The 25,931-nt window shown below is 71.1% G+C and carries 18 protein-coding genes and 1 tRNA gene; 14 read left to right on the top strand and 5 right to left on the bottom strand.

Annotated elements, in window-relative coordinates; genetic code table 11:
• Positions 1-17 precede the first annotated feature (17 nt).
• The 4 genes from ASC56_RS05150 to ASC56_RS05140 all read left to right on the top strand — a co-directional run bounded on the left by ASC56_RS05150 (position 18) and on the right by ASC56_RS05140 (position 2,197).
• Positions 18-1,487, top strand: a complete 1,470-nt coding sequence (locus tag ASC56_RS05150) for an MFS transporter (protein ID WP_199835921.1) — start codon at positions 18-20, stop codon at positions 1,485-1,487.
• 69 nt (positions 1,488-1,556) lie between these two features.
• The gene (locus ASC56_RS41075) at positions 1,557-1,730 is read left to right on the top strand and encodes a hypothetical protein (protein WP_199835920.1); all 174 of its coding nucleotides are present in this window, start codon (positions 1,557-1,559) and stop codon (positions 1,728-1,730) included.
• A gap of 3 nt (positions 1,731-1,733) precedes the next feature.
• On the top strand, positions 1,734-1,967 hold the full coding sequence (locus ASC56_RS05145) for a hypothetical protein (RefSeq protein ID WP_016643127.1): 234 nt from the start codon (positions 1,734-1,736) through the stop codon (positions 1,965-1,967).
• Between the two features lie 157 nt (positions 1,968-2,124).
• Positions 2,125-2,197, top strand: a tRNA-Ala gene (locus ASC56_RS05140).
• A 113-nt stretch (positions 2,198-2,310) separates the two neighbouring features.
• On the opposite strand, the gene ASC56_RS05135 is transcribed toward ASC56_RS05140, so the two are convergent.
• Complete coding sequence (locus tag ASC56_RS05135; protein WP_055489977.1) at positions 2,311-3,927, bottom strand: NADH-quinone oxidoreductase subunit NuoF family protein; 1,617 nt, start codon at positions 3,925-3,927, stop codon at positions 2,311-2,313.
• Positions 3,924-5,180, bottom strand: coding sequence for a hypothetical protein (locus ASC56_RS05130; protein WP_055489976.1), 1,257 nt, complete (start codon positions 5,178-5,180; stop codon positions 3,924-3,926). The genes ASC56_RS05135 and ASC56_RS05130 overlap by 4 nt, the downstream gene beginning before the upstream one ends.
• Before the next feature lie 517 nt (positions 5,181-5,697).
• Here ASC56_RS05130 and leuS point away from each other — a divergent pair.
• From leuS to holA, 8 genes are all read left to right on the top strand, one after another.
• Positions 5,698-8,577 carry a leucine--tRNA ligase gene (gene leuS / locus ASC56_RS05125; RefSeq protein ID WP_055489975.1) on the top strand — a complete coding sequence of 960 codons (2,880 nt, stop codon included), beginning with the start codon at positions 5,698-5,700 and terminating at the stop codon, positions 8,575-8,577.
• A gap of 163 nt (positions 8,578-8,740) precedes the next feature.
• Positions 8,741-9,478 carry a hypothetical protein gene (locus tag ASC56_RS05120; RefSeq protein ID WP_055489974.1) on the top strand — a complete coding sequence of 246 codons (738 nt, stop codon included), beginning with the start codon at positions 8,741-8,743 and terminating at the stop codon, positions 9,476-9,478.
• 72 nt (positions 9,479-9,550) lie between these two features.
• Entirely contained in the window at positions 9,551-10,396 is an 846-nt protein-coding gene (locus tag ASC56_RS05115; protein WP_055489973.1) for a DegV family protein, read from the top strand.
• Between the two features lie 793 nt (positions 10,397-11,189).
• Positions 11,190-11,996, top strand: coding sequence for a ComEA family DNA-binding protein (locus ASC56_RS05110; RefSeq protein WP_055489972.1), 807 nt, complete (start codon positions 11,190-11,192; stop codon positions 11,994-11,996).
• Between the two features lie 8 nt (positions 11,997-12,004).
• On the top strand, positions 12,005-14,698 hold the full coding sequence (locus tag ASC56_RS05105) for a ComEC/Rec2 family competence protein (protein WP_079102295.1): 2,694 nt from the start codon (positions 12,005-12,007) through the stop codon (positions 14,696-14,698).
• A gap of 4 nt (positions 14,699-14,702) precedes the next feature.
• Complete coding sequence (locus ASC56_RS05100) at positions 14,703-15,542, top strand: arylamine N-acetyltransferase (RefSeq protein WP_055489971.1); 840 nt, start codon at positions 14,703-14,705, stop codon at positions 15,540-15,542.
• Positions 15,543-15,884: 342 nt separating this feature from the next.
• Positions 15,885-16,130 carry a hypothetical protein gene (locus ASC56_RS05095; RefSeq protein WP_055489970.1) on the top strand — a complete coding sequence of 82 codons (246 nt, stop codon included), beginning with the start codon at positions 15,885-15,887 and terminating at the stop codon, positions 16,128-16,130.
• 140 nt (positions 16,131-16,270) lie between these two features.
• Positions 16,271-17,260: a DNA polymerase III subunit delta gene (holA, locus tag ASC56_RS05090; RefSeq protein ID WP_199835918.1), complete on the top strand. Its 990-nt coding sequence runs from the start codon at positions 16,271-16,273 to the stop codon at positions 17,258-17,260.
• A gap of 219 nt (positions 17,261-17,479) precedes the next feature.
• On the opposite strand, the gene rpsT is transcribed toward holA, so the two are convergent.
• The gene (gene rpsT, locus ASC56_RS05085; RefSeq protein WP_055489968.1) at positions 17,480-17,746 is read right to left on the bottom strand and encodes a 30S ribosomal protein S20; all 267 of its coding nucleotides are present in this window, start codon (positions 17,744-17,746) and stop codon (positions 17,480-17,482) included.
• A gap of 231 nt (positions 17,747-17,977) precedes the next feature.
• On the opposite strand from rpsT, the gene lepA reads away from it, so the two are divergent.
• Together lepA and ASC56_RS05075 are read left to right on the top strand one after the other, a co-directional pair.
• Entirely contained in the window at positions 17,978-19,846 is a 1,869-nt protein-coding gene (gene lepA / locus ASC56_RS05080; protein ID WP_055489967.1) for a translation elongation factor 4, read from the top strand.
• A 254-nt stretch (positions 19,847-20,100) separates the two neighbouring features.
• On the top strand, positions 20,101-21,975 hold the full coding sequence (locus ASC56_RS05075) for a long-chain fatty acid--CoA ligase (protein WP_055489966.1): 1,875 nt from the start codon (positions 20,101-20,103) through the stop codon (positions 21,973-21,975).
• 24 nt (positions 21,976-21,999) lie between these two features.
• On the opposite strand, the gene ASC56_RS05070 is transcribed toward ASC56_RS05075, so the two are convergent.
• Together ASC56_RS05070 and ASC56_RS05065 are read right to left on the bottom strand one after the other, a co-directional pair.
• Positions 22,000-22,575: a two-component system response regulator gene (locus ASC56_RS05070; RefSeq protein WP_055489965.1), complete on the bottom strand. Its 576-nt coding sequence runs from the start codon at positions 22,573-22,575 to the stop codon at positions 22,000-22,002.
• Positions 22,576-22,587: 12 nt separating this feature from the next.
• The gene (locus ASC56_RS05065) at positions 22,588-25,833 is read right to left on the bottom strand and encodes a HAMP domain-containing protein (RefSeq protein ID WP_234376846.1); all 3,246 of its coding nucleotides are present in this window, start codon (positions 25,831-25,833) and stop codon (positions 22,588-22,590) included.
• Between the last annotated feature and the right edge of the window lie 98 nt (positions 25,834-25,931).

Genomic DNA, 25,931 nt, shown 5'->3' with positions numbered 1-25,931 from the left:
TCGCCAGGCTCGAAGCCATGACGACGACAACCGCTGCGGGCCCCGGTCCGGCTCCCGCGACTCCTCCTGTGACCAGTAGAACCCCCGCCACTGACAATCGCCCCGGGCGGCTGCTCGCCGTGGTGCTCACGGCGCAGTTCATGGCCCTGCTCGACGTCTTCATCGTGAACGTCGCGGTGCCCACGATCGGTTCCGGGCTCCACGCGACCGGAGCCGGTCTGCAACTGGTGGTCGCCGGATACTCCATCACGTACGCCGTCCTGCTGATCACCGGCGCGCGCCTCGGCGACCTGCTCGGCCACCGCAGGGTCCACCTCGCCGGACTCGCGCTGTTCACGACCGCATCGCTGGCCTGCGGACTGGCCTCGGACACGGGGCAGTTGATCGCCTTCCGGCTGGTGCAGGGCGCCGGTTCGGCCGTGATGATCCCGCAGGTACTCAGCCTGATCCAGCGTCACTTCACGGGCGAGGCACGGGCGAGGGCGCTCGGCGCCTACTCCGCCGTCCTCGCCACCGGTGCCGCCGCCGGGCAGGTGCTGGGCGGCGTCCTGGTCAGCGCCGACCTCTTCGGCACGGGCTGGCGTCCGGTGTTCCTCGTGAACGTCCCCGTCGGCCTGGTCCTCCTGGCCGTCGGAAGCCGCGTTCTGCCGCGCGACGAGGTACACGCCCCGGAGCGCTCGCGCCGACTCGATCTGCCCGGCCTGGCGCTGCTCGGCTGCGCCGTCTCCCTGCTGACCGTGCCGCTCGTGCTCGGCCAGCAGGAGGGCTGGCCGCTGTGGTCCTGGCTGTGCCTCAGCGCGGCCGCGGTGGTCTTCGCCGTGTTCTGCGGTTACGAGTCCCGGCTCGCCCGGCGCGGCGGCGCGCCGCTGATCGCGCCGAGGGTGCTGCGCCATCCCGGCATCGCTCTGGCGGTCGTCCGGCTGCTGGCGGTGATGGCGGTCAACGCGGGCTTCCTGTTCTCGCTCACCCTGCACATCCAGGGTGGCCTCGGTGACAGCGCCCTGCGGGCCGGTCTGACCTTCGCGCCGACCGCCGTGGTCTTCGGGCTGGTCGGTCTGACCTGGCGGGCGTGGCCGGCCTCCTGGCAACCGGTGCTGGTCCCGGGCGGGTTCGCGCTCGCCGCGCTCTCCGTGGCCGGCGTGGGCTGGACGCTGCACGGCGGGGGCCATGGCGGCCCGTGGCTGTACGGGGCGCTCACGGGCGTCGGCGTGGGCCTGGCACTCGGTTTCAGCCCCACCCTGACCGGGGCCCTGGCCACCGTGCGGCCAGAAGACGCGGCGGACGCCAGCGGACTGCTCGCGACGGTCACCCAGCTCGGTCAGCTGATCGGTGTCGCGGTCTTCGGCACACTCTTCCTGAACCGGCTTGAGTCACTTGGGGCCCCCGGGGCGTATACCTCTTCGGACGCGCTCCTCGTGTGCATGTACGCCCTGGCCGCGACGGCCACGCTGGGTGCCGTGTCCGGACTGGTACGAAGGCGTCGCTGACCGTATTGGTCCGGCCGTGGCAGAATCAAACGGCCGGAAGGGGGCGCGGCCCGACGGGAGGGAGTAGCGATGCCTGCGAGCATCCGCGGGGAGGTCCATGATCTCCTCGCAGTGGCGGTGGCACGTAAAACTGCCGCCTTCCTCGACTGCCCTTCCTGCGGCTCGGCCCACGTCGCCCAGGTCCTCGGCGACAACGGTGGCATTTCCTACGTGTGCACGGCCTGCGGCCACAGCTGGAGCTGATCGATGGGTGCACACAGGCGGAAGTGCGACTGGTGCGGCAGTGGCACGCCGATCGTCCGTGACATGGAACCGGTCAACCCCGACTACCAGTACTGGTGCGAGGAGTGCGCACGGGCGCTGATCATAAAAGGCGACCCGATCGAGACGTATCGGGAGCTGGAGGGCGAGCCGATCTACGGCCGTCTGCTCGACGAGCACTGCACGCTCAAACGCTTCTACTCGTTCGCCACGGCCTGACCCGGGGACCGACCGGACACGGGCGCGAAGCCCGACGTCAGCCCCGTGTCCGTGCGGAACGGAAGTGTCCGTGCGGAACGGAAACGATTTGGTGTTCCACCCGGTGGACCGTGTAATGTTGGCGTCGCCGCCGGGAGGACCGGGCGGAACACCGCAAGGGGCTATAGCTCAGTTGGTAGAGCGCCTGCATGGCATGCAGGAGGTCAGGAGTTCAATTCTCCTTAGCTCCACAGAACTTGAAGGCGGTTCATCCGATGGGATGGACCGCTTTCGGCGTATCTGCGCGAAGAAGCGAAGAAGCAGACGGCGGGCCGCCCTTCCGGGCGACCCGCCGTCCGTGTGCTCAGCGGCCCAGAGCGCGGCGTCCGCGGCCCTGCGACAGCACGGGCAGGTTGTTGCGGGACGGCGGGCCGGACCGGGTGTCCTCCTCGATCCGCAGCGCGAGCGCGGGGCAGCGGCGCACGGCCCGCAGCGCCTTCGCCTCCGCGTACAGGGGCACCGACGCCTGGGCGACCGTGGGGAAGCCGTCGGCGCCCAGTTCGAAGACCTCCGGGAGGATGTCCGCGCACAGGCCGTGGCCGCGGCACAGCGTCCAGTCGACGAAGATCTTCTGGCGGCTGGCGCCCGCCTCGGGCTCGGCCTGGCCGCCGCCCGGGATGCCGGTGGGGGCCCGGCCGTCCTCGAAGAGCGGCAGCACGCCCTCCACGGGCCTGCCGCAGCCGTTGCCGAGGACGTGTGCGGCCAGGTCGTCCGTGAAGGCCTTGATGCACGATTCCAGGAACATCGCCGAGCCGTCCGGGTGCGAACACGCACCGCGCTTCTTCACGGCCTTGGCGACCTGCTTGAGGGCTTCCAGAGCGGCGGGACCGCCGCCGTTGAGGATGTCCTCCATGCCGCGGGCCGCGGCGGGCAGGCCGAGGTAGCAGGGGCCGCACTGGCCGGCGCTCTCCTCCGCCAGCCACTTGGCCACCCGCAGGGACTCGCCCAGCGGGCAGGTCTCCTGGCTGATGGGCAGGATCGCGCCGGCGCCGAGGGAGCCGCCGACGGCGTCCAGGGAGTTGCGCGAGACGATCGCCTCGTTGACCGTCGCCGCGTCGATCCATTTGCCGTGGTAGCCGCCGGTCAGCACGCCCTGGGGGACCGGTGGGGCGCCGGCCAGCTGGAGCACGTACCGCAGCGGCACGCCCGTCGGGACCTCGATCACCATGGGGCGGTTGACCGCGCCGGAGACGGTGAGCATGACGGTGCCGGGCTCGTCGTACAGGCCGGTGTTGCGGTAGCGCTCGGCGCCGATGCGCGCGGCGATCGCGAGCTGGGCGAACGTCTCGGCGTTCGACAGCAGCGTCGGCGCGCCGCCGACGCCGCTCTGCGAGGCGCTGATCTTGCGGCCCGGCGGAATCGCGGGACCGCCGTCGATGGAACGGATCAGCGACGCGGCGGCGCCGGTGACCATGCGGACCGGGTTGCGCTGCACACGCGCGCGTATCGGCGCTCCGCGCCGGTTGCTCAGCCCCCGCTCGGCGAGCGCCTGCTCCATCGACCGCTCCGTGGAGGCGCGGGTCACGCCGACCACGAGGGTGCGGGCGCCCAGGGCCTCGGCGACCAGCAGGGCGCCGTCCAGAATGAGGTGCGGGGCACGGTTGATCAGCACCGTGTCCTTGCGGCAGGCGGGCTCGTCCTCGCTGCCGTTGACGACGACCACCGGCCGGATGCCGCGGCGGATCGCCGACTCGGCGACCGACCGCAGCTTCTTGTGGAAGGGGAAGCCGGCGCCACCCCGCCCCTTCAGGGAGATCTGCTCGGCCAGCTGTGCGAGCTGCTCGCCGCCCATCGGCTCCAGCGGGCCGTGCACCTTGAGGTGCATGGGCAGGTCGAGTCTCTCGACAAGGTCGAAGCCCGACGTGAGCTGCGGAAGCCCGACCACGCGGACTTCTGGGACGTCGGGCAGGGCCTCGTTCACTTAAAGCCTCCGGAAGGCGCGTTCCAGGGTTCGCCCGCCCCCGGCGTGTCGTACGTGTCGTACGCGCCGGGCAGCGTTTCCGTCGCGGGACCGCTGTTGTACGTGTTGTTCGAGTTGTACGTCCCGTAGGGCGTGTTCGTCTCACCCGTGTCGTACATCTCACTCGCGCCGTATCCGTTGTATCCCGGGTTGCCATAGGCCGGGATGGTGTATCCGGTGTCGTTGAGCGGGTCGTACGAGGACGGGGGCGCCTCGCCGACGGGCGGCGGCGACGGGATCGGCCAGCTGCCCGAGGTGCTGCCTGAGCCGTCGACGCGCGGGAACGCCTCCGTGGGCTGCGTGTCCATCGGCAGATCCATGCGCTGGGTCGCGTCGGGCATCATCGGGGTCTGCTCGCGCGGGGTGGCCGAGACGGCCCGGTAGGCGGCCGCGAAGCCGTTGCCGGGCTCCGGGGCCATGGTGCGGGCCCCGGGGGTCTCGTAGAAGGACGAGGAGGGCTGGGGCGGGATCAGGCCCTCCTCGGCCCTGCCACGGCCCTCCGAGCGCGCCTCGTAGCCCGGGAGGGCGGCGGCCTCGGCGTTGCGGGCCCGGCTCTCCTCCAGCCCCTCGCGTCCGAACCGGTTCTCGGTGCCCAGGACGGCGACGATCCGGTCGGCGACCTTGCGCTTGAAGGGGCGGGGGGCGCTGCGCAGCGCCAGGGCGGCCATGACACCGATCAGGCAGAGGCTGTACAGGATGACGAAGATCGGCTTGGCCTGGCGCCCCGCGTAGAGCCCGTGCACCAGGGCGCAGCACCAGGCCGGGTAGGCCAGCATGTGCATCGCGCGCCAGCGCGCGGCGACGGGCGCCGGGGAGGCGAAGGCGCCGCGCAGGGCGCCGGTGACGGCCGTGAAGATCATCAGCAGGCCGGCCGCGGAGCCGAGGCCGATGAGGCCCGCCGAGCCGGTGACGCCGAGGCTGAAGGGGATCAGCGCGGCGACCAGTTGGGTGTGGTCGAGCGCGAGCTTGACCGTGACATGCAGCAGCAGGAAGGCGACCGACGCGATGGCGGTCGTGCGGTGCACGGCCTGCGCGACGATGCGCTGGCGTGTGTTGAGGAACAGCCGGTCGGTCGCGACCAGGCCCCAGATCACCGAGCAGGACAGGGCGACCAGCGACAGCACGCCGGCGCCGAAGTTGAGGAAGTCCCGGACTGCGTTCCCGCCGGCCAGCACGATGACGGGTATCAGCAGCAGCATCACAGCCGTCGCCATGCCGTAGGCCGATCGGCCCGGCTTGGGGAGCGAGCTGTTACTACGTCGAGGGTTCATGGGGGGCAACTCCGAACAGTTTCGGGAAGGCGGTCCCGCTGCCGCACTTTAGGTCTCTCCAAACCGAGCGGTACGGCGTTTGAGTTATTGCGTTGTTATCAAAGGGCAACGGAGTGGCTGCGATGTCCGAGTAGCTGCTGTTACGCGAAGTAACATTTGAACCTTGTTCAGCTTTTCGAGACCTTCACAAGCCGGCCGTCGGAGTCTGAGTACGGCTCCGCCCGGTGTTGGGTTCAGTTCGGTCCGCCCGGAGTGCGCCCCCGGAAGGTCCGTCGCGGCGCACTCGGGCGCTGCGGTACCCTGTCGCCATGCGTGCCGTACGCCTTCTGCTTAGCGAGCCGCGCTGATCAGTCCCGACCACCGGGTGCATCGGATGGTCGGAATCGGCGCGGCGTCCCCTCCTGTGCGAGGGGATTTTTCATTTCCGCCGGCAGAGACGATCGATGGAGCTTTGAGGATCATGAGCGAGACGAACCCCGCTGCCGCCGCCGGGTCGGCGGAGGCAGCGCCGCACCGCTACACGGCCGCCATGGCGGCCGAGATCGAGGCACGCTGGCAGGACTTCTGGGACACCGAGGGCACGTACGAGGCGCCGAACCCGAGCGGTGACCTGGCCGGCGACCCCGAGCGGGTGGCCAGGCCCAAGAAGTTCATCATGGACATGTTCCCCTACCCCTCGGGGGCGGGCCTGCACGTCGGTCATCCGCTGGGCTACATCGCCACGGACGTGTTCGCCCGGTTCCAGCGGATGACCGGCCACAACGTCCTGCACACCCTGGGCTTCGACGCCTTCGGCCTGCCCGCCGAGCAGTACGCCGTGCAGACCGGCACGCACCCGCGCGTGTCCACCGAGGCCAACATCGAGAACATGAAGTCCCAGCTGCGCCGGCTGGGCCTGGGACACGACAAGCGCCGGTCGTTCGCCACGATCGACCCGGACTACTACAAGTGGACCCAGTGGATCTTCCTGCAGATCTTCAACTCCTGGTACGACGAGGAGGCGCGCAAGGCACGCCCGATCTCCGAGCTGATCGCCCAGTTCGAGTCCGGTGAGCGTGCGATCCCGGGCACCACGCGCGCGTGGAACCAGCTGAGCGCCGCCGAGCGCGCCGACGTCCTGGGCGAGTACCGCCTGGCGTACGCCTCCGAAGCGCCGGTCAACTGGTGCCCCGGCCTGGGCACCGTCCTGGCCAACGAGGAGGTCACCGCCGACGGCCGCTCCGAGCGCGGCAACTTCCCCGTCTTCAAGGCCAAGCTGCGCCAGTGGAACATGCGCATCACCGCCTACGCCGACCGGCTGCTGGAGGACCTGGAGGAGCTGGACTGGCCCGAGGCCATCAAGCTGCAGCAGCGCAACTGGATCGGCCGCTCCGAGGGCGCCCGTGTCGACTTCCCCATCGACGGCGAAGCGATCACGGTCTTCACCACCCGTCAGGACACCCTGTTCGGCGCCACCTACATGGTGCTGGCGCCCGAGCACCCGCTGGTCGAGAAGTTCACTCCCGAGGCATGGCCCGAGGGCACGCACGAGGTGTGGACCGGCGGCCACGCCACGCCCGCCGAGGCCGTCGCCGCCTACCGTGCCCAGGCCGCCTCGAAGTCCGATGTCGAGCGGCAGGCCGAGGCGAAGGACAAGACGGGCGTCTTCACGGGCGCGTACGCCACCAACCCGGTCAGCGGCGAGAGGATCCCCGTCTTCATCGCCGATTACGTGCTGATGGGCTACGGCACCGGCGCGATCATGGCCGTCCCGGCCCACGACAGTCGCGACTTCGCGTTCGCGCGTGCCTTCGAGCTGCCGATGCGCTGCGTCGTCGAGCCGAGCGACGATCGCGGTACCGACCCCTCGACGTGGGACGACGCCTTCGCCTCGTACGACGCGAAGATCGTGAACTCCTCCGGCGAGGCCGTCTCGCTGGACGGCCTGAGCGTCACCGACGCCAAGGCGCGCATCACCGAGTGGCTGGAGCGCAAGGGCATCGGCGAGGGCACCGTCAACTTCCGTCTGCGCGACTGGCTGTTCAGCCGCCAGCGCTACTGGGGTGAGCCCTTCCCGATCGTCTACGACGAGGACGGCGTCGCCCACGCGCTGCCCGAGTCGATGCTGCCGCTGGAGCTGCCGGAGGTCGAGGACTACTCGCCGCGCACCTTCGACCCGGACGACGCCGACACCGAGCCCGAGACCCCGCTGTCGCGCAACGAGGAGTGGGTCGACGTCACCCTGGACCTGGGCGACGGGCCGAAGAAGTACCGCCGCGAGACCAACACCATGCCCAACTGGGCCGGTTCCTGCTGGTACGAGCTGCGCTACCTGGACCCGCACAACGACCGGCAGCTGGTCGACCCGGAGATCGAGCAGTACTGGATGGGCCCGCGCGAGGGCCGGCCGCACGGCGGCGTCGACCTGTACGTCGGCGGCGCCGAGCACGCCGTGCTGCATCTGCTGTACGCGCGCTTCTGGTCCAAGGTGCTGTACGACCTGGGGTACGTCTCCTCGGCGGAGCCGTTCCACAAGCTGTTCAACCAGGGCATGATCCAGGCCTACGTCTACCGTGACAGCCGTGGCATCGCGGTGCCGGCCGCCGAGGTGGAGGAGCGCGACGGCGCGTACCACTACCAGGGCGAGAAGGTCACCCGACTGCTGGGCAAGATGGGCAAGTCCCTGAAGAACGCGGTCACTCCGGACGAGATCTGCGCCGAGTACGGAGCGGACACCCTGCGGCTGTACGAGATGGCGATGGGTCCGCTGGACGTCTCGCGGCCGTGGGACACGCGCGCGGTGGTGGGCCAGTACCGGCTGCTGCAGCGGCTGTGGCGCAACATCGTCGACGAGACGACCGGCGAGGTCACCGTCGTCGACGCCGAGCCCGACGTGGACACCCTGCGCGCCCTGCACAAGGCCATCGACGGCGTGCGCCAGGACCTGGAGGGCCTGCGCTTCAACACCGCCATCGCCAAGATCACCGAGCTGAACAACCACCTGACCAAGGCGGGCGGCGCGCTGCCGCGCTCGGTCGCCGAGGCCCTGGTGCTGCTGGTCGCGCCGCTGGCCCCGCACATCGCCGAGGAGCTGTGGCACCGGCTGGGCCACACCGACTCGGTCGTCCACCAGGACTTCCCGGTCGCCGACCCGGCGTACGTCGTGGACGAGACCGTGACCTGCGTGGTCCAGATCAAGGGCAAGGTCAAGGCGCGTCTGGAGGTCTCCCCCTCCATCTCGCAGGAGGAGCTGGAGAAGGTGGCTCTGGCGGACGAGAAGGTGGTCGCGGCGCTGGACGGCGCCGGGATCCGCAAGGTGATCGTGCGTGCGCCCAAGCTGGTCAACATCGTCACGGCCTGACGGTCGCGGTCGGCCCGCCGGTGTGGGCTGTGGGCCGGTGACGTCGATGTCGGGGTAGTCCCCTACGGGCAGGTTCGGGGTTCTTTCGGAACCCTGGACCTGTCCGTTGCGTTTACCGTGGGAGAGCGGTGCAGCAGCCGTGGCCGGCCGGAGGAGGAGCGTCGTGGAAGCCGTCTTGACCGTCATCGCGCTCCTGTTCGTGCTGTGCGTCGTGCTCGGGGTGTATGCGACGGTGAGGGCGGTCGGCGCGGCCAAACGCGGCGTGGACCGCACGATCGCGCAGGCCCGCCGCACCGTCGAGGACACCACCTTGCGCGCCAGGACCCTCACTCAGCCCGGACCGGCGGGCGAGCTCGCCCAGCTCCGTCTGACGCTGCGCACCTCGATGCGCGCCACACAGGAGGCGCTGCACGCGGGCGTCACCGAGGACGAGTCGCTGAGGGAGTCGCTGGGCCTCTTCCAGCGCCTCAGCGCGCACGGATACGAATTGGACGCCGAACTCAGGCGCCTGGAGGCCGAGCCGGACCGGCAGGCGCTGGTCTCCCGGCTGCCCGAACTGCGCGGGCGCACCGAGCGGATCACACGGTCGGCGGACTCGCTGCGCTGGGCGGCACACGACAGGGCACGCCGGTTCGCGGAGGACGACCTGGACGCGCTGAGCGCCCAGATCGACGTGGAGGCAGGCGCGTTGCGCCACTGGACCAAGGAGCAGTCGGCGTCGCCCACCGCCGCCTGGCCGGACGCGCCGGCCCCCGAGGGAGCGGCCGCCGGAGGCCGGACCTGGCGGGAGACGCCGGAGCCCCGTGCGCCCCAGGAGCCGAGCAGGCCCGCCATCACCCCGCCCGGGCAGCGGCCGGTGTACCCCTGGCAGAGGAAGACCCGCCCCGAGAGCACCCCATGATCTCGCCAAGGTGGGGGCAGGTCGGAGGGGCCGGGCTGCCACCCGTGGGTTCCGGCAGGTAACCTCCAGCTCATGTCCCGCCATGTCGCGATCGTCACCGATTCAACGGCCTACCTGCCGCCGCGGACGATGGAGCGCCACGGCATCACCGCGGTGCCGCTGACCGTGGTCCTGGGCGACCAGGCGCTGGAGGAGGGCACCGAGATCTCGGCCCGCTCCCTGGCCCAGGCCTTGCAGAAGCGACGGCCTGTGACCACGTCACGGCCCAGCCCCGAGCTCTTCGCCGAGACCTACCGCAAGGTCGCCGAGACGGGGGTGAGCGGCATCGTCTCGCTGCACCTCTCCTCCGAGTTCTCGGGCACGTACGACGCGGCGGTGCTCGCCGGGCGCGAGGCGCCCGTGCCGGTGCGGGTGGTGGACACGGGGATGGTCGCGATGGCCCTCGGCTTCTGCGCGCTGGCCGCCGCAGAGGCAGCGGAGGCGGGCGGCACCGTCGACGAGGCGGTCACGGCGGCGGAGAAGCGGGCCGCGGACACCTCCGCCTACTTCTATGTCGACACCCTCGACTATCTGCGCCGGGGCGGCCGGATCGGGGCCGCGCAGGCGCTGCTGGGCTCGGCGCTCGCGGTGAAGCCACTGCTGCAACTGGACGACGGCCGGATCGAGTTGCTGGAGAAGGTGCGTACGGCGTCCAAGGCGATCGCCCGCCTGGAGGAGCTCGTGGCCGAGCGCGCGGGCAGTGAGAAGGTCGACATCGCGGTCCACCATCTCGCCGCTCCCGAGCGGGCGTCGGCGCTCGCGGACCGCCTGCGCGCACGGGTGCCCGGGCTGGCCGATCTGCATGTGAGCGAGGTCGGGGCGGTGATCGGTGCGCATACCGGCCCCGGGTTGCTGGGGGCTGTGGTGTCGCCGCGCTGAGGACCCTCACTCCGTGAAGTGATGACCGGCACTCGTGTGGGTGACGGAGTTATCCACAACCGGGCAGTAATCCCCGGGAATTGACCAAGATCATCGCGGGCTCGGCGATGTGCCTGATCCTCGGCGCATGGCACTTCGATCACGTTCACACACGACGGCTCCCACCAGCGGCCCCGGTCGCAGCCCCGGCTCCGACGGTCGCACACGCCACCGCCGGCGGCAGGCGCGGTCCCACACCCGACTCCACCGTCCGACGTCGACCGCGGACGCCCTGCGCCTGCGCGCGGAGGCGCTCTTCGCGGAAGGGACGAAGCAGCGGGGGGAATTGGGGCAGGGCCCACCGGGGCCGGACCGGGACGTGGGGCAGGCACGGGCGAGGCCCACGACGGACGTGGGGCAGCCACGGGCGAGGCCTATGACGGACGTGGGGCAGCCATGGCCAAGGCCCACGACGGGCAGCGGGACCGGACATCCGGCGGCCGACGTTGAGCGGGTCTACGTCGGGGCGGCCGATGTCGGGGCGGCCGATGTCGAGGGCGCCCCGGCACGAACACCGGCGGCCGGTGCTGCGCGGGTCGGCGTTGGGGCGGCCGATGTCGAGCGGGCGGGTGCTGCGCGGGTCGGCGTTGGGGCGGCCGATGTCGAGCGGGCGGGTGCTGCGGGGGTCGGTGTCGGGGCGGCCGATGCCGAGCGGGCGGGTGCCGCGCGGGTCGGCGTCGGGGCGGCCGACGTCGCACGGGTCGGTGTCGGGCCGGTTGGGCGGAGCTGGTTCCCGGCAACGGACCCGGCTCCCGTGGCGAACGATCCGGGTCACGCGGCCGGTGGCGTCGACACCGCCGTGCCCGGGGTGACGGGCGGCGCGTGGCGGGAGCGGGTCGGGCCGGCCGTGCGCGAACGGATTCCGCTGTGGCTGCAGTCGCGGTGCGGGCTGGAACGGAAGAGCGTGGCCGCGCTGAGCGTGCTGCTCGTCGCGGCCGTGGTGTTCGCGGCGCAGCACTTCTGGGCCGGGCGGGCGCAGCAGGTGCGGGCACCCGAGGTGGTGCGGGCGGCGTCGTACGGGGCGCCGGGCGGGCGGGAGGCCAAGCGGCCGACGGAGACGGACGCTCCGGCCGGACCGCGGCCGGCGGGCGCCACCGGTGCGGGTGCGGGTGCGGGTGCCGCGGTCGTCGTGGACGTCAGCGGCAAGGTGCGCGCGCCTGGACTGCAACGGCTCCCGGCCGGGTCCCGGGTCGCGGACGCCCTGCGGGCGGCGGGCGGCGTGCGCCCCGGCACGAACACCGACGGCCTCAACCGCGCCCGCCTCCTGGTGGACGGCGAGCAGATCGTGGTGGGTGGCCCCGCACCCGCGCCGGGCCCCGACGTGGCGGGCTCGGCCACCGGCGGATCCTCGACCGGCGCGGCCCCCGCCACCCCGGTCTCCCTGAACACGGCGACCGTGGACCAACTCGACGCGCTTCCCGGGGTGGGCCCCGTCCTGGCCCAGCACATCGTCGACTACCGCTCCCAGCACGGCGGATTCCGCTCGGTCGACGAACTCCGCGACGTCAACGGCATCGGCGAACGCCGCTTCGCCGACCTGCGCAAGCTCGTACGACCATGAGTCCGCGCATGGAAGAGGGCGAGGGCGGGCAGCGGGAACTGCCCTGGGCCCGGCCCCCGACGCAACGGGACGCCGGCCGCCCGACGGCACCACCGCGGGCCGTCCGGGCGGATACCCGGCGGCCGCCGGATACCGCCGATGCCGTGCCCGGTGCACCGGACGCGCAGGTCCGCTCCGCGCGCCCGACCGCTCCCGGCACCGCCCGCAGCCGGTTGGGAGACCCGCACCCACGGCAGGAAGGGCCGGTGGACCTGCGGCTGGTGGGGCCCGCGCTCGCGGCCTGGGCGGCGGCCGCGTGGGCTCTGGATGCCTCGACCGCGTCGATCGCCGTGGTGACGGGGGTCTGCCTGGTCGTGGCCGGTGGGCTGTTGACGGTGCGGAGGGCCGGGGCGCCCGCCGGACCCCAGGGCGGGCGGGGCCCGTGGTCGGCGGTGTCCGCGGCCGCCGCGCTGCTCTGTGCCGCGGCGGCCGCGGCTTCCGCCGGACTGCATGGCGCGGACCTGCGACGGGGGCCTGTCCCGGCCCTCGCGCGCCAGTACGCCGCGGTGACCGCGGAGGTCGAGGTCACCTCCGACCCACGGCTCACCCGTCCCAGGATCAAGGGCGATCACGCGACCCCCACCGCGGTGCTGCTCGAGGGTGAGGTGCGACGTCTGACGAGGGCGGACGGGACGGTCGTGGTGACACGCGCGCCGGTCCTGGTCATCGTCGACGCCGAGGCCCACGCCGCGCCGAGGGCCTCGACCGGCGTCGTGACGGGACCCGGGCGGTCGCCCTGGCCGGCGCTGTTGCCCTCCACGCGGGTGCGGGTGACCGCGCGGCTGGCGCCCCCATTGACCGGGGGCGGTCGGGTCGCCGCCGTGCTGCGGGTACGGGGCGCGGGGCAGCCCGAGATCGTGGGGGAGCCGTCCGGGGCGCAACGGTGGGCGGGGCGGTTGCGCGCCGGGCTGCGCGAGGCGACCGACGGGCTCGATCCGGACGCGCGGGCGCTGCTGCCAGGGCTGGTCGTCGGAGACACCTCGCGGGTCACATCCGAACTGGACGACGCCTTCAAGAAGACGGACCTCGCGCACCTCCTCGCCGTCAGCGGGGGCAATTTCACGCTCCTGCTGGCCCTGGTCATCGGCCCGGCCGGTCTCGCGCAGCGCGTCGAGCGCCGGGGGCTCGCGCCCAGGCTCGGCATCTCGTTGCGAGGGACGGCGCTGCTCGGCGGTGCGCTCACGCTCGGATTCGTGATCGTGTGCCGACCGGATCCGAGTGTGCTGCGGGCCGCGGCCTGCGGAGCCGTCGCGCTGGTCGCCCTGGCGACCGGGCGCCGCGGATCCCTGATCCCCGCGCTGGCCACGGCAGTCCTGCTGCTGGTGCTCTACGACCCCTGGCTCGCCCGGGGCTACGGCTTCCTGCTGTCCGTGCTGGCGACCGGTGCCCTGCTCACCGTCGCACCACGCTGGGGCGCGGCGTTGCGAAGGCGCCGTGTGCCGCCGCGACTGGCCGAGGCACTGGCCGCCGCGGCCGCCGCCCAGGCACTGTGCGCTCCGGTCGTCGCCGTGCTCTCGGCCCGGGTGAGCCTGGTCGCGGTGCCGTGCAACCTGCTCGCGGAGTTCGCCGTGGCGCCGGCCACCGTACTCGGTTTCGCGGCGCTGGGTGCCGCGCCGGTGGCGATGCCCGTCGCCAGGGGGCTTGCGTGGTGCGCCGGTTGGCCGGCCGGGTGGATCGCCGGCATCGCGCGCACAGGGGCGTCGCTGCCGGGCGCGGGAGTGGACTGGCCGGGCAGTTGGACGGGGGCACTGCTGCTGGCAGTCGTGACGGCGGTCCTCGTGCTCGCCGGCCGACGGCTGGTCAGACACCCCTGGCTGACTGGCGTCTGTGCCGTGCTGCTGCTGCTCGTGGTGGTGCAGCCGCCTCCGCTGACCCGGGTGATCACCGGGTGGCCGCCGCCGGACTGGAGATTCGCGATGTGCGACGTGGGACAGGGGGACGCGACCGTGCTCGCGGCAGGAGAGGACACGGCGGTGGTCGTGGACGCGGGGCCGGATCCGACGCTGGTCGACCGGTGCCTGACCGCGCTCGGCGTCACGCGCGTTCCGCTCCTCGTGCTGACCCACTTCCACGCCGACCATGTGGCGGGGCTGCCGGGAGTGCTGCGGGGACGCTCGGTGGGGGCGATCGAGACGACCGGCTTCGAGGAGCCACCGGACCAGGCCCTGTTCGTACACGCTCAGGCGGCCGCCCGGCACATTCCGGTCATGCGTGCCGTGGCCGGCGAGCGCCGCCGTACCGGGCCGCTCGACTGGCAGGTGCTGTGGCCGCCGCCGGACCCCGTCCCCGCCCCGGACGGGCCGAACGACGCGAGCGTCGCCCTGCTCGCGCGCTCGGCCGGGCTCACCCTGCTGCTGCTCGGCGATCTCGAACCCCCGGCCCAGCAGGCGCTGTTGAGGTCGTCGGCCGGCGCCGCGCTCGGACCGGTGGACGTCCTGAAGGTCGCCCACCATGGCTCGGCATACCAGGATCCGGAGCTCATACGGAGGGTTGCGCCACGGCTCGCGCTGATCTCGTGCGGCAGGGACAACCCGTACGGTCATCCGGCGCCCCGGACGGTCGCGGCGCTTCGGGGCGAGGGTGCGCTTGTGCTGCGTACGGACGAGGACGGGGCGATCGCGGTCGCCGGGGCGGGCAAGGGGTTGCGTGTGGCGAGAGACTGAGGGCATGAATTCCGCACAGGTTGACGCCTATCTCCGCAGGATCGGGGTGGACCATCCCGCCTGGCCCACCGTCGATGTGCTGCGTGAGCTGCACCTCCGCCATCTGCAGACCGTGCCGTTCGAGAACCTGTCGATCCATCTCGGCGAGGAGATCGTGCTGGAGGAGAAGCGGCTCCTCGACAAGATCGTGGGGGCGCACAGGGGCGGCTTCTGCTACGAACTCAACGGAGCGTTCGGGGCATTGCTGGGAGCCCTCGGCTTCGATGTCACGCTGCTCGCGGGGCGGGTGTACGGGGAGGACGGCCGCCTCGGGGTGCCCTACGACCATCTGGTGCTGTGGGTGCGGACCGTGGACGGGGGCGACTGGCTGGCCGACGTCGGTTTCGGGGCACACAGCCACTATCCGCTGGCGGTGGGGGAGCGGGGTGAGCAGGTGGATCCGGCGGGTGTGTTCCGGGTGGTCGAGGCCCGGGCGGATCCTGCGGGGGTGCGGGGAGGAGGCGATTCGGCGGAGTTCGGGGACCTCGATGTGCTGCGGGACGGCAGGCCGCGGTACCGGTTGGAGGTGCGCCCGCGCGTGCTCGGCGACTTCGTGGTCGGGGCGTGGTGGAACAGCACGTCACCCGCGTCCCACTTCGTGCGCTCGCTGGTGTGCTCACGGGTCACGGAGGACGGAGGGCGGATCACGCTCAGCGGTGGCCGTCTCACGGTGACGTCCCCCGACGGGCGGAAGGAGGTGGCGGACCTGGTCGGTGACGAGGAGGTGCTGGAGACGTACCGGGATCGGTTCGGTATCGAGCTGGACCGGGTGCCGACGGTGGCAGGGGCGGGGCAGGACGGCTGAATGCCTCTTCGGCAACAGGGGTCTCGTGCCGCACAGGGGTGGCGCAGATGATCGGCTGTTGGCGAGGTGACCGCGCGAGGTGACCGCACGAACCCGGTGCAGCGGACCGGTCCTCTCGCGGCATACCGACGCCGCCCGACGCGGGGAGTGCGCAGCTGCCGGGTGCTCGATCCGGTCAACGAGCCGCCGAAGCAGGCCGAGTTCTCGGTCGGCGACCCGAGGGGCAGGTCGTGAGCAAGGGCTGAGGGCGCGTGCGGCGGGGCGCCGTCGCGCGAGGAGCTGGACCTGTGGGGGTGGCGGCCCCCGGCGTCCGGTGGGTCGGGGGTAGCGGAAAATGGCCTCGTGAGCGATGTGAGACATGTGCTGGTGCTGCCCGACCGCGATGCCGCGGAGGATGCGGCGGAGGCGCTCGGGGAGCGGTTCGGGCTCGACGAGGAGCCGCGCCTCGTACGGGACGCGCTGTCAGGTGAGGACGACGCCGAGGACGCGCAGTGGCTGGTGGTGCTCCGGGACGAGGGGGAGCTCCTCGACCCTGAGGAGCTGGACGCGTTCGCGGGGGAGTGGGACGGCTGGCGGGAGGAACCGTAGCCCGGCAGGCGGTGCGCCGGTGACCGGTCGGCGGTGCACTGGTGACCGGCCGACGGTGCGCGGATGACCGGCCGGCGGTGCACTGGTGACCGGCCGGCGGCGGGGCCGCGTTGTCAGTGGCACATGGGATGCTTTCGGTGATGGCCAAGAAGACCGCGAATGACGACCCTCTCGCCCCCGTCACCCTTGCCGTGGGCCAGGAGGACCTCCTGCTCGACCGTGCCGTGCAGGAGGTGGTGGCCGCTGCCCGGGCCGCCGACGCCGACACGGACGTACGGGACCTGACCTCGGACCAGTTGCAGCCCGGCACGCTCGCCGAGCTGACGAGTCCGTCGCTGTTCGCCGAGCGCAAGGTCGTGGTCGTACGCAACGCGCAGGATCTGTCGGCGGACACGATCAAGGAACTGAAGGGCTACTTCGCCTCGCCCGCCGAGGAGATCACCCTCGTGCTGCTGCACGCGGGCGCCGCCAAGGGCAAGGGGCTGCTCGACGCCGCGCGCAAGGCGGGGGCGCGGGAGGTGGCCTGCCCCAAGATGACGAAGCCGGCGGACCGGCTGGCGTTCGTGCGCGGGGAGTTCCGGACCCGGGGCCGGTCGGCGACGCCGGAGGCGTGCCAGGCGCTGGTCGACGCGATCGGCAGCGATCTGCGGGAGCTGGCGTCCGCCGTGTCACAGCTCGTGGCGGACGTCGAGGGCACGATCGACGAGGCGGTGGTCGGGCGGTACTACACAGGGCGGGCCGAGGCGTCGAGCTTCACGGTCGCGGACCGGGCCGTCGAGGGACGGGCGGCGGAGGCGCTGGAGGCGCTCAGGTGGTCGCTGGCGACGGGGGTGGCGCCGGTGATGATCACGAGCGCTCTGGCGCAGGGCGTGCGGGCGATCGGGAAGCTGTCGTCGGCTCGTGGTGGGCGTCCCGCGGATCTCGCCCGGGAGCTGGGGATGCCGCCGTGGAAGATCGACCGGGTGCGGCAGCAGATGCGGGGCTGGACGCCGGACGGGGTGGCGGTCGCGCTGCGGGCGGTGGCCGAGGCCGACGCGGGCGTCAAGGGCGGCGGGGACGATCCCGGGTACGCCCTGGAGAAGGCCGTGGTGACCATCGCGCGGGCGGCACGATCGAGGGGGCGGGCGTAGCACGGGGTGCGCCCTGCGCGCACGCGTAGCACGGGGTGCGCCCTGCGCGCGCCGAAGGCCCCGCCGCTCGTCCTGGGGAAGGACGGAGGGCGAGGCCTTCGGTTCAAGCTCGTGGGCTCGTACCCGCGTGGCGAACGCAGGCCGCGTACGAACCCGGGGTGCCGGGTGGGAGCGGATGAGAGAGGGCCCGCTCGGTTCCCTCCGGCGTCAAATCAAGTGTCAGCCCTTGAGGGTCGCGACCTTGGTGGCCAGCGCCGACTTCTTGTTGGCGGCCTGGTTCTTGTGGATGACGCCCTTCGAGACGGCCTTGTCGAGCTGACGCGCGGCGGCGCGCTGGTACTCGGTGGCCTTCTCGACGTCACCCGCGGCAGCGGCCTCGCGAGCCTTGCGGATCGCGGTCTTGAGCGAGGACTTGACGGCCTTGTTGCGAAGGCGCGCCTTCTCGTTCGTCTTGTTCCGCTTGATCTGGGACTTGATGTTCGCCACGAATGAGCCTTTACAGGTTCAGGCACGCGAGACTGGTCGTCCCACGCGCCGGTGATTTCTTGAAGACGTGCCTCTGCTGAGAGGGCAGGAGACACAGCCACCCAGGCTACCAGCCGCCTTCCGGCCCGCCCAAACCGGTCGCAGCCTCCCGCGCGTGGGACCATGGAGGCTACGTATCGATCCGACCCGAGACCGCAGCGACTGCGGACGCCTCAAGAATCAGGACCCTGCGTGCCCGCGACCCCTAGCCATGTGCCCGAGCCGAGCCGTACCGCCCCGGCTCTGATCCGCAACTTCTGCATCATCGCGCACATCGACCACGGCAAGTCCACGCTCGCCGACCGGATGCTCCAGCTGACCGGCGTGGTCGAGCAGCGGCAGATGCGCGCTCAGTACCTCGACCGCATGGACATCGAGCGCGAGCGCGGCATCACGATCAAGTCCCAGGCGGTGCGTCTGCCGTGGGCTCCCACCCACGATCCGGGCAACACGCACATCCTCAACATGATCGACACCCCGGGGCACGTCGACTTCACCTACGAGGTCTCGCGGTCGCTCGCCGCCTGTGAGGGGACCATCCTCCTCGTCGACGCCGCCCAGGGCATCGAGGCGCAGACCCTCGCCAATCTGTACCTGGCGATGGAGAACGACCTCACCATCATCCCCGTGCTCAACAAGATCGATCTGCCGGCCGCGCAGCCCGAGAAGTTCTCCGAGGAGCTCGCCAACCTCATCGGGTGCGCGCCCGACGACGTGCTCAAGGTCTCCGCCAAGACGGGTCTGGGTGTCGAGGCGCTCCTCGACAAGGTCGTCGAGCAGATCCCGGCTCCGGTCGGTGTCGCCGACGCGCCCGCCCGCGCGATGATCTTCGACTCCGTGTACGACTCCTACCGGGGCGTCGTCACCTACGTCCGTGTCATCGACGGGCAGCTCAACAAGCGCGAGCGCATCAGGATGATGTCCACCGGCGCCACCCACGAGCTCCTGGAGATCGGCGTCAACTCCCCCGAGATGATCGCGGCCGACGGGCTCGGGGTCGGTGAGGTGGGCTATCTCATCACCGGTGTGAAGGACGTCCGGCAGTCCAAGGTCGGTGACACCATCACCAGCCAGGCCAAGGGCGCCCAGGAACCCCTGGGCGGGTACAAGGACCCCAAGCCCATGGTCTTCTCCGGGCTGTATCCGCTCGACGGCTCCGACTACCCCGACCTGCGCGAGGCCCTCGACAAGCTCCAGCTCAACGATGCCGCGCTCGTCTACGAGCCGGAGACCTCCGCCGCCCTCGGCTTCGGCTTCCGCGTCGGCTTCCTGGGGCTCCTGCACCTCGATGTGATCCGCGAGCGGCTGGAGCGCGAGTTCGGGCTCGACCTGATCGCCACCGCGCCCAACGTCGTCTACCGCGTGATCATGGAGGACGGCACCGAGCACACGGTCACCAACCCCAGTGAGTTCCCCGAGGGGAAGCTCCAGGAGGTGTACGAGCCGGTCGTACGGGCCACGATCCTCGCGCCCACCGAGTTCATCGGCGCGATCATGGAGCTGTGCCAGACCCGCCGCGGCACGCTGCTGGGCATGGACTACCTCTCCGAGGACCGGGTCGAGATCCGCTACACGCTGCCCCTGGCCGAGATCGTCTTCGACTTCTTCGACCAGCTGAAGTCCAAGACCCGCGGCTATGCGTCGCTGGACTACGAGCCCACCGGCGAGCAGAGCAGCTCCCTGGTCAAGGTGGACATCCTGCTGCACGGCGACAAGGTCGACGCCTTCTCGGCGATCACCCACAAGGACCAGGCGTACGCGTATGGTGTACGGCTCGTCGCCAAGCTGAAGGAGCTCATCCCGCGGCAGAACTTCGAGGTGCCGGTGCAGGCCGCCATCGGCTCCCGGGTGATCGCCCGCGAGACCATCCGCGCCATCCGCAAGGACGTCCTGGCCAAGTGCTACGGCGGTGACATCTCCCGTAAGCGGAAGCTGCTGGAGAAGCAGAAGGAGGGCAAGAAGCGGATGAAGATGGTGGGTTCCGTGGAAGTTCCGCAGGAGGCCTTCATCGCCGTGCTCTCCAGTGATGACAGCGCGGCGCCGGCCAAGGGCAAGAAGTAACCGCGGGTTACCCCGGCAAACCGGGTGGAACAGGGGCTCGTCGCACGAAAGCGCGATGGGCCCCTGTGCGTGCGGGTGGTCGCTCTCTGTAGGAAGCGACAGGCCGCCGCCCCTTACGAACCGGCCGGTCGGGCTCTACCCTGATCTCTGCTCGATAGTTACTCGCGAGTTAAACAACAGCTCGCCAGTGAGAACAGCCGCAATGAGCCAGCCGCAATGAGCCAGCCGCACCGTCGCGGGCCCCGGAGGATGTCGTGAGCGACACACAGACTTTGATCGAGAACCGTCCGCCGTCCGTGGCGGCCCTCTTTCTGGAGCGCGTGACGGCCACTCCGGATGCCGAGGCATACCGCTACCCCGTACCCCCCGCCTCGGGTCAGGGGCCGGACGACTGGAAGTCGCTGAGCTGGGCGCAGGCCGCCGAGCGGGTCTACGCGATCGCGGCCGGACTGATCGAGCTGGGGGTGCGGCCGGAGCAGCGGGTGGCGCTCGCCTCCTCGACGCGGGTCGAGTGGATCCTCGCCGACCTGGGCATCCTGTGCGCCGGCGCCGCCACGACGACCATCTACCCGCAGACGAACGCCGAAGAGTCCGCGTTCATCCTGTCGGACTCCAGCAGCAGGGTGCTGATCGCCGAGAACGCCGAGCAGCTCGCCAAGGCACGCGAGAAGCGTGACGAGCTGCCCGAGCTGACCCATGTCGTGGTGATCGACCCCAGGGGCGTCGAGACCGATGACCGGGTGCTCACCCTCGCCGAGCTGGAGACCCGCGGCGCCGCCCATCTGGACAAGCACCCCGAGCTGATCAAGGAGCGGGTCGGCGCGATCACCAGGGACCAGCTCGCCACCCTCATCTACACCTCGGGCACCACCGGCCGCCCCAAGGGTGTGCGCCTGCCGCACGACAACTGGGCGTACATGGCGAAGGCCATCGCGGCGACCGGGCTGGTCAGCGGCGAGGACGTGCAGTACCTGTGGCTGCCGCTCGCGCACGTCTTCGGCAAGGTGCTCACCTCCGGCCAGATCGAGGTGGGGCACGTCACCGCCGTCGACGGCCGCGTGGACAAGATCATCGAGAATCTGCCGGTCGTGCAGCCGACCTACATGGCGGCCGTGCCCCGTATCTTCGAGAAGGTCTACAACGGGGTCGCGGCCAAGGCACGGGCCGGCGGCGCGGCGAAGTACAAGATCTTCCAGTGGGCGGCCGGGGTCGCGCGCGAGTACGCCAAGGTCTCGCAGGACAACTTCCGCCGCACCGGCACCCACGCCGTGCCCTTCGGCCTCGCCGCCAAGCACAAGACCGCGGACGCGCTGGTGTTCGCGAAGATCCGCGAGGCGTTCGGCGGCAGGCTGCGTGCCTGCGTGTCCGGCTCCGCCGCCCTCGCCCCCGAGATCGGGTACTTCTTCGCGGGTGCCGGCATCCACATCCTGGAGGGCTACGGCCTCACGGAGTCCTCCGCGGCTTCCTTCGTGAATCCGGGCGAGGCGTACCGCACGGGCACGGTCGGCAAGCCGCTGCCCGGCACCGAGGTGCGTATCGCGGACGACGGCGAGATCCTGCTGCGCGGCCCCGGCATCATGGAGGGCTACCACGGGCTGCCGGAGAAGACCGCCGAGGTCCTGGAGGCGGACGGATGGTTCCACACCGGGGACATCGGCGAGCTGTCGCCCGACGGCTATCTGCGGATCACCGACCGCAAGAAGGACCTCATCAAGACATCCGGCGGCAAGTACATCGCGCCCGCCGAGGTCGAGGGCCAGTTCAAGGCGGTGTGCCCGTACGTCTCCAACATCCTGGTGCACGGCGCCGACCGTAACTTCTGCACGGCGCTCATCGCGCTGGACGAGGTCGCCATCCTGGAGTGGGCGAAGGAGAACGGGCTGGAGGGCAAGTCCTACGCGGAGGTCGTCGCCGCGCCCGCCACGGTGGAGATGGTCGACGGCTACGTCAAGCAGCTCAACCAGGGGCTTCAGCGCTGGCAGACCATCAAGAAGTTCCGGCTCCTGCCGCGGGACCTCGATGTGGAGCACGGTGAGATCACGCCGAGCCTGAAGTTGAAGCGGCCGGTGGTGGAGCGGGAGTACCAGCACCTCATCGACGAGATGTACGCCGGCTCGCGCGAGGCATAGGGGACCGTCGTGGGTGCGCCCCCCTCACGAGGCGCAGCCCCCCTCCACCCACTCCCTCAGCTCCCGGACCTGGACGCGCAGTTCCGCCAGGTCCGGGGGACCGTCCCCGGACAGCTGTTTCTCGAGAACCGCCAGACCCGTGCTCAGCCGGGCGCAGTGGGTGCGCTGCCGGGCCAGAGTCCGTTCCAGCTGCTGGGTCTTGCGGTGCAGATCGAGGAACACCGTCACCTTCGCGCGCAGCACCCACGGGTCGAAGGGCTTCGTCAGATAGTCGGCGGCCCCGGTCGCGTATCCGCGGAAGGCGTACCCCGCGTCGGCGTCCGAGCTGGTCAGGAAGATGATGGGGACGTCCTTGGTGTGGTCGAGCCGCTTGATGTGCGCGGCGGTCTCGAAACCGTCCATGCCCGGCATGCGGATGTCCAGCAGGACGACGGCGAAGCGCTGTTGGAGCAGCGCCTTCAGCGCCTCCTCGCCCGAACGCGCCCGCACCAACTGCTCGTTGAAGGACCCCAGGACGGCCTCCAACGCGATCAGGTTGTCCTCCATGTCGTCGACAAGGAGGATGCCGGCGCGGTCGTCGGTCGTTTCCTCAGTACGCATGGTGATGGTGCCTCACTCGGTGATCGGCTCAGCGGCGGGCTCGGCCGGAGCCCTCGTTCCGTCGGTGGCGGAGTCCGCCGTGTCCCGGCCCGCGTCGGCCGCCGTGCTCTTCGGGTCCAGGAGAGCGCAGACGACGGTCAGCAGCCGGTCGACGTCCACCGGCTTCGGTACGTAGTCGTTGGCGCCCCGGGCGATGGACTTCTCGCGGTCCCCCGGCATCGCCTTCGCGGTCAGCGCGACGATGGGCAGGCCCGCCCAGCGGGGCGTGCGGCGGATCGCGGAGATGGTCTCGTAGCCGTCCATCTCCGGCATCATGATGTCCATCAGGACGAGTTCGACATCCGGGTTGCGCTCCAGTGTCTCGATGCCCTCACGGCCGTTCTCCGCGTACAGGACGGGCATGCCGACGCGGCCCAGGACATGGGTGAGGGCGAAGACGTTGCGGATGTCGTCGTCGACGATCAGCACCCGCCGGCCGGGCAGCACCTGGCCGGCCCGCCCCGACTTCCACGCCTCCAGCTTGGCCGGCGCGGGCCAGGCCTCGTCCGTGTCGTGCCCGGTCGGGGGCTCGGTGGACACCTGCTCGGGCACCGGCGCCGGACGGTCCTGCGGTGTGGCCCCGGCCGCATGGTGCCCGGGTCTGACGACGGGCACGTACAGCGTGAACCTCGACCCCTTGCCGGGCACGCTCTCGGCGATGATCTTCCCGCCCAGCAGGCCCGCGATCTCCCGGCTGATGGACAGGCCGAGGCCCGTGCCGCCGTACTTGCGGTTGGTGGTGCCGTCGGCCTGCTGGAACGCCTCGAAGATCACCGGGAGCTTCTCGGCCGCGATGCCGATGCCCGTGTCGGAGACCGCGAACGCGATCATCTCGTCGGTGTCCTCGCGGCTGTGGCGGTGGTCGGGGTCCTTGACGAGGTCGACGGTCAGCTCCACCCCGCCGGTCGCGGTGAACTTGATGGCGTTGGAGAGCAGGTTGCGCAGGATCTGCTGCAGCCGCTGCTCGTCCGAGTACATCTCGCGCGGTACGTCCTTGCCGACCGTCACCTCGAAGGCGAGCCCGCGGTCCAGGGTGAGCGGGCGGAAGGTGGCGTGGACGTAGTCGAGCAGCTTGATCAGCGGCAGCCTCTTCGGGCGTACGTCCATCCGGCCGGCCTCGATCTTCGACAGGTCCAGGATGTCGTTGATCAGTTGCAGCAGGTCGGAGCCCGAGCGGTGGATCGTCGTCGCGAACTGCACCTCCTGGTCCGAGAGATGGCCGTCCGGGTTGTCGGAGAGCAGACGGGCCAGGATCAGCAGGGAGTTCAGCGGGGTGCGCAGCTCGTGCGACATGTTCGTCAGGAACTCCGACTTGTACTGGGAGCTGGTCGCGAGCAGTGCCGCCTTCTCCTCCAGCTCGGCGTTGGAGCGCCGCAGCTCCGCCTGCTGCTTCTGGAGTTCGTCCGAGCGCTCCTGGAGCTGCATGGCCAGCCGCTGGGACTCGCCGAGCAGGGACTCCGTGCGGGAGTTGGCGATGATGGTGTTGATCGCGACGCCGATGGTGTTCACGAACTGGTCGAAGAAGGCCAGGTGGACGTCGGAGAAGCGGGAGAAGGACGCCAGTTCGATGACGCCGAGCAGCTTGTCCTCGAAGAGGATCGGGATGATGACCACGCTGGTCGGGGCCGCCTCGCCCAGCCCGCTGCTGATCTTGATGTAGTCCGGCGGCGCCCCCTCGACGAGGATCCGCTTCTTCTCGCGTGCCGCCTGGCGGACCAGCCCGTGGACCGGGAGGCCGCCGGTCTCGACGGTCGTCTCCTGCGCCGAGCCGTACCCGGCGATGAAGGCGAGTCCCTTCGCGGGAGCGGTGGTGCGCACCGAGGCGCCGTCCTCGTCCTGATCGGCCAGGTAGAACGCCCCGTACTGCGCGTTCACCAGCGGGGTCAGCTCGCGCAGGATCAGGTCGGCGACCTCCATCAGGTCGCGGTGGCCCTGCATCAGCGCGGCGAGCCGGGCCAGGTTGGACTCCAGCCAGTCCTTCGCGCGGGTCGTCTCGCGGAGGTTGGCCACCATGAGGTTGATGTTGTCCTTCACTTCGGCGACCTCGCCGCGCGCCTCCACCGTGATGGAGCGGGACATGTCGCCCTGGGCGACGGCGGAGGCCACCTCGGCGATCGCGCGGACCTGGGTGGTGAGGTTGGACGCCAGCTCGTTCACGTTCGTCGTCAGGCGCTTCCAGGTGCCGTACACCCCCTCGACCCGCGCCTGGCCGCCCAGTTGGCCCTCGCTGCCCACCTCGCGGGCCACCCGGGTGACCTCGGAGGAGAAGGAGGAGAGCGTGTCGACCATCGTGTTGATGGTGGTCTTCAGCTCCAGGATCTCGCCGCGGGCGTCCACGTCGATCTTCTTGGAGAGGTCGCCCTGGGCCACCGCGGTCGCGACCTGGGCGATGTTGCGCACCTGTGAGGTCAGGTTGTCCGCCATGTAGTTGACGTTGTCCGTCAGATCGCGCCAGACGCCGGACACGCCCAGCATCTGGGCCCGGCCGCCGAGCCGGCCCTCGGTGCCGACCTCGCGGGCCACGCGCGTGACCTCGTCGGCGAACGCGGAGAGCTGGTCCACCATCGTGTTCACGGTGAGCTTCAGCTCCAGCAGTTCGCCGGTCGCCTCGACCGTCACCGTGCGGGTCAGGTCCCCGCGCGCCACCGCCGTCGTCACCAGGGCGATGTCCCGTACCTGGGCCGTCAGCCGGGAGGCCATGGTGTTGACCGCCTCGGTCACGTCCCGCCAACTGCCCGACAGACCCCGCACCTTGGCCCGGCCGCCGAGCCGTCCCTCCGTGCCGACCTCGCGCGCGACCCGGGTCACCTCGCCGGTGAACAGCGACAGCTGGTCGACCATCGTGTTCACCGCGCGGCCGAGGCGCCGCAGGTCGCCACGTAACTGGCGGCTGCCGTCGTGCAGATCGACCCGTTGGGTCAGGTCGCCGCCGGCCACCGCGTCCAGCACGCGCGTCGCGTTGGCCGCCGGGGCCACCAGGGCGTCCAGCACCTGGTTGACGTCGTCGACCCGGGAGGCCCAGGCGCCCTGGCCCGGGCTCGCGGAGACCCGTTCGTCGAGCCGGCCGTGCCGTACCAACTCCCGCTTCACACGCCGCAGTTCCGAGGTGAAGTGCGCACTGCGGTCCATGATCTGGTTGAACACAGCGCCCAGTTCGGCCACCGGGCCGTGGCCGGTCTCCGGCATCTTCGTGAAGTCGCCGTCCCGGGCCGCGGTCATCGCCGCGAGCAGAGGACGCAGATCCGATGCTTGAATCTGTCCGTCTTCGACCACATCTGTAGCGGTGTTCTCACTCATGACGGCCCACTTCGGTAACT

Source organism: Streptomyces sp. TP-A0356 (assembly GCF_001417775.1).
Lineage (GTDB): Bacteria > Actinomycetota > Actinomycetes > Streptomycetales > Streptomycetaceae > Streptomyces.
This window is presented reverse-complemented; position numbering and strand designations above follow the sequence as displayed.

Coding starts and splice junctions, on each gene's coding strand:
- ASC56_RS05150 (WP_199835921.1), top strand. CDS start 18: ATGACGACGACAACCGCTGCGGGCCCCGGTCCGGCTCCCGCGACTCCT.
- leuS (WP_055489975.1), top strand. CDS start 5,698: ATGAGCGAGACGAACCCCGCTGCCGCCGCCGGGTCGGCGGAGGCAGCG.
- ASC56_RS05130 (WP_055489976.1), bottom strand. CDS start 5,180: ATGGCGACGGCTGTGATGCTGCTGCTGATACCCGTCATCGTGCTGGCC.
- ASC56_RS05100 (WP_055489971.1), top strand. CDS start 14,703: ATGAATTCCGCACAGGTTGACGCCTATCTCCGCAGGATCGGGGTGGAC.
- ASC56_RS05070 (WP_055489965.1), bottom strand. CDS start 22,575: ATGCGTACTGAGGAAACGACCGACGACCGCGCCGGCATCCTCCTTGTC.
- ASC56_RS05115 (WP_055489973.1), top strand. CDS start 9,551: ATGTCCCGCCATGTCGCGATCGTCACCGATTCAACGGCCTACCTGCCG.
- ASC56_RS05105 (WP_079102295.1), top strand. CDS start 12,005: ATGGAAGAGGGCGAGGGCGGGCAGCGGGAACTGCCCTGGGCCCGGCCC.
- ASC56_RS41075 (WP_199835920.1), top strand. CDS start 1,557: ATGCCTGCGAGCATCCGCGGGGAGGTCCATGATCTCCTCGCAGTGGCG.
- ASC56_RS05065 (WP_234376846.1), bottom strand. CDS start 25,833: ATGACCGCGGCCCGGGACGGCGACTTCACGAAGATGCCGGAGACCGGC.
- ASC56_RS05145 (WP_016643127.1), top strand. CDS start 1,734: ATGGGTGCACACAGGCGGAAGTGCGACTGGTGCGGCAGTGGCACGCCG.
- holA (WP_199835918.1), top strand. CDS start 16,271: ATGGCCAAGAAGACCGCGAATGACGACCCTCTCGCCCCCGTCACCCTT.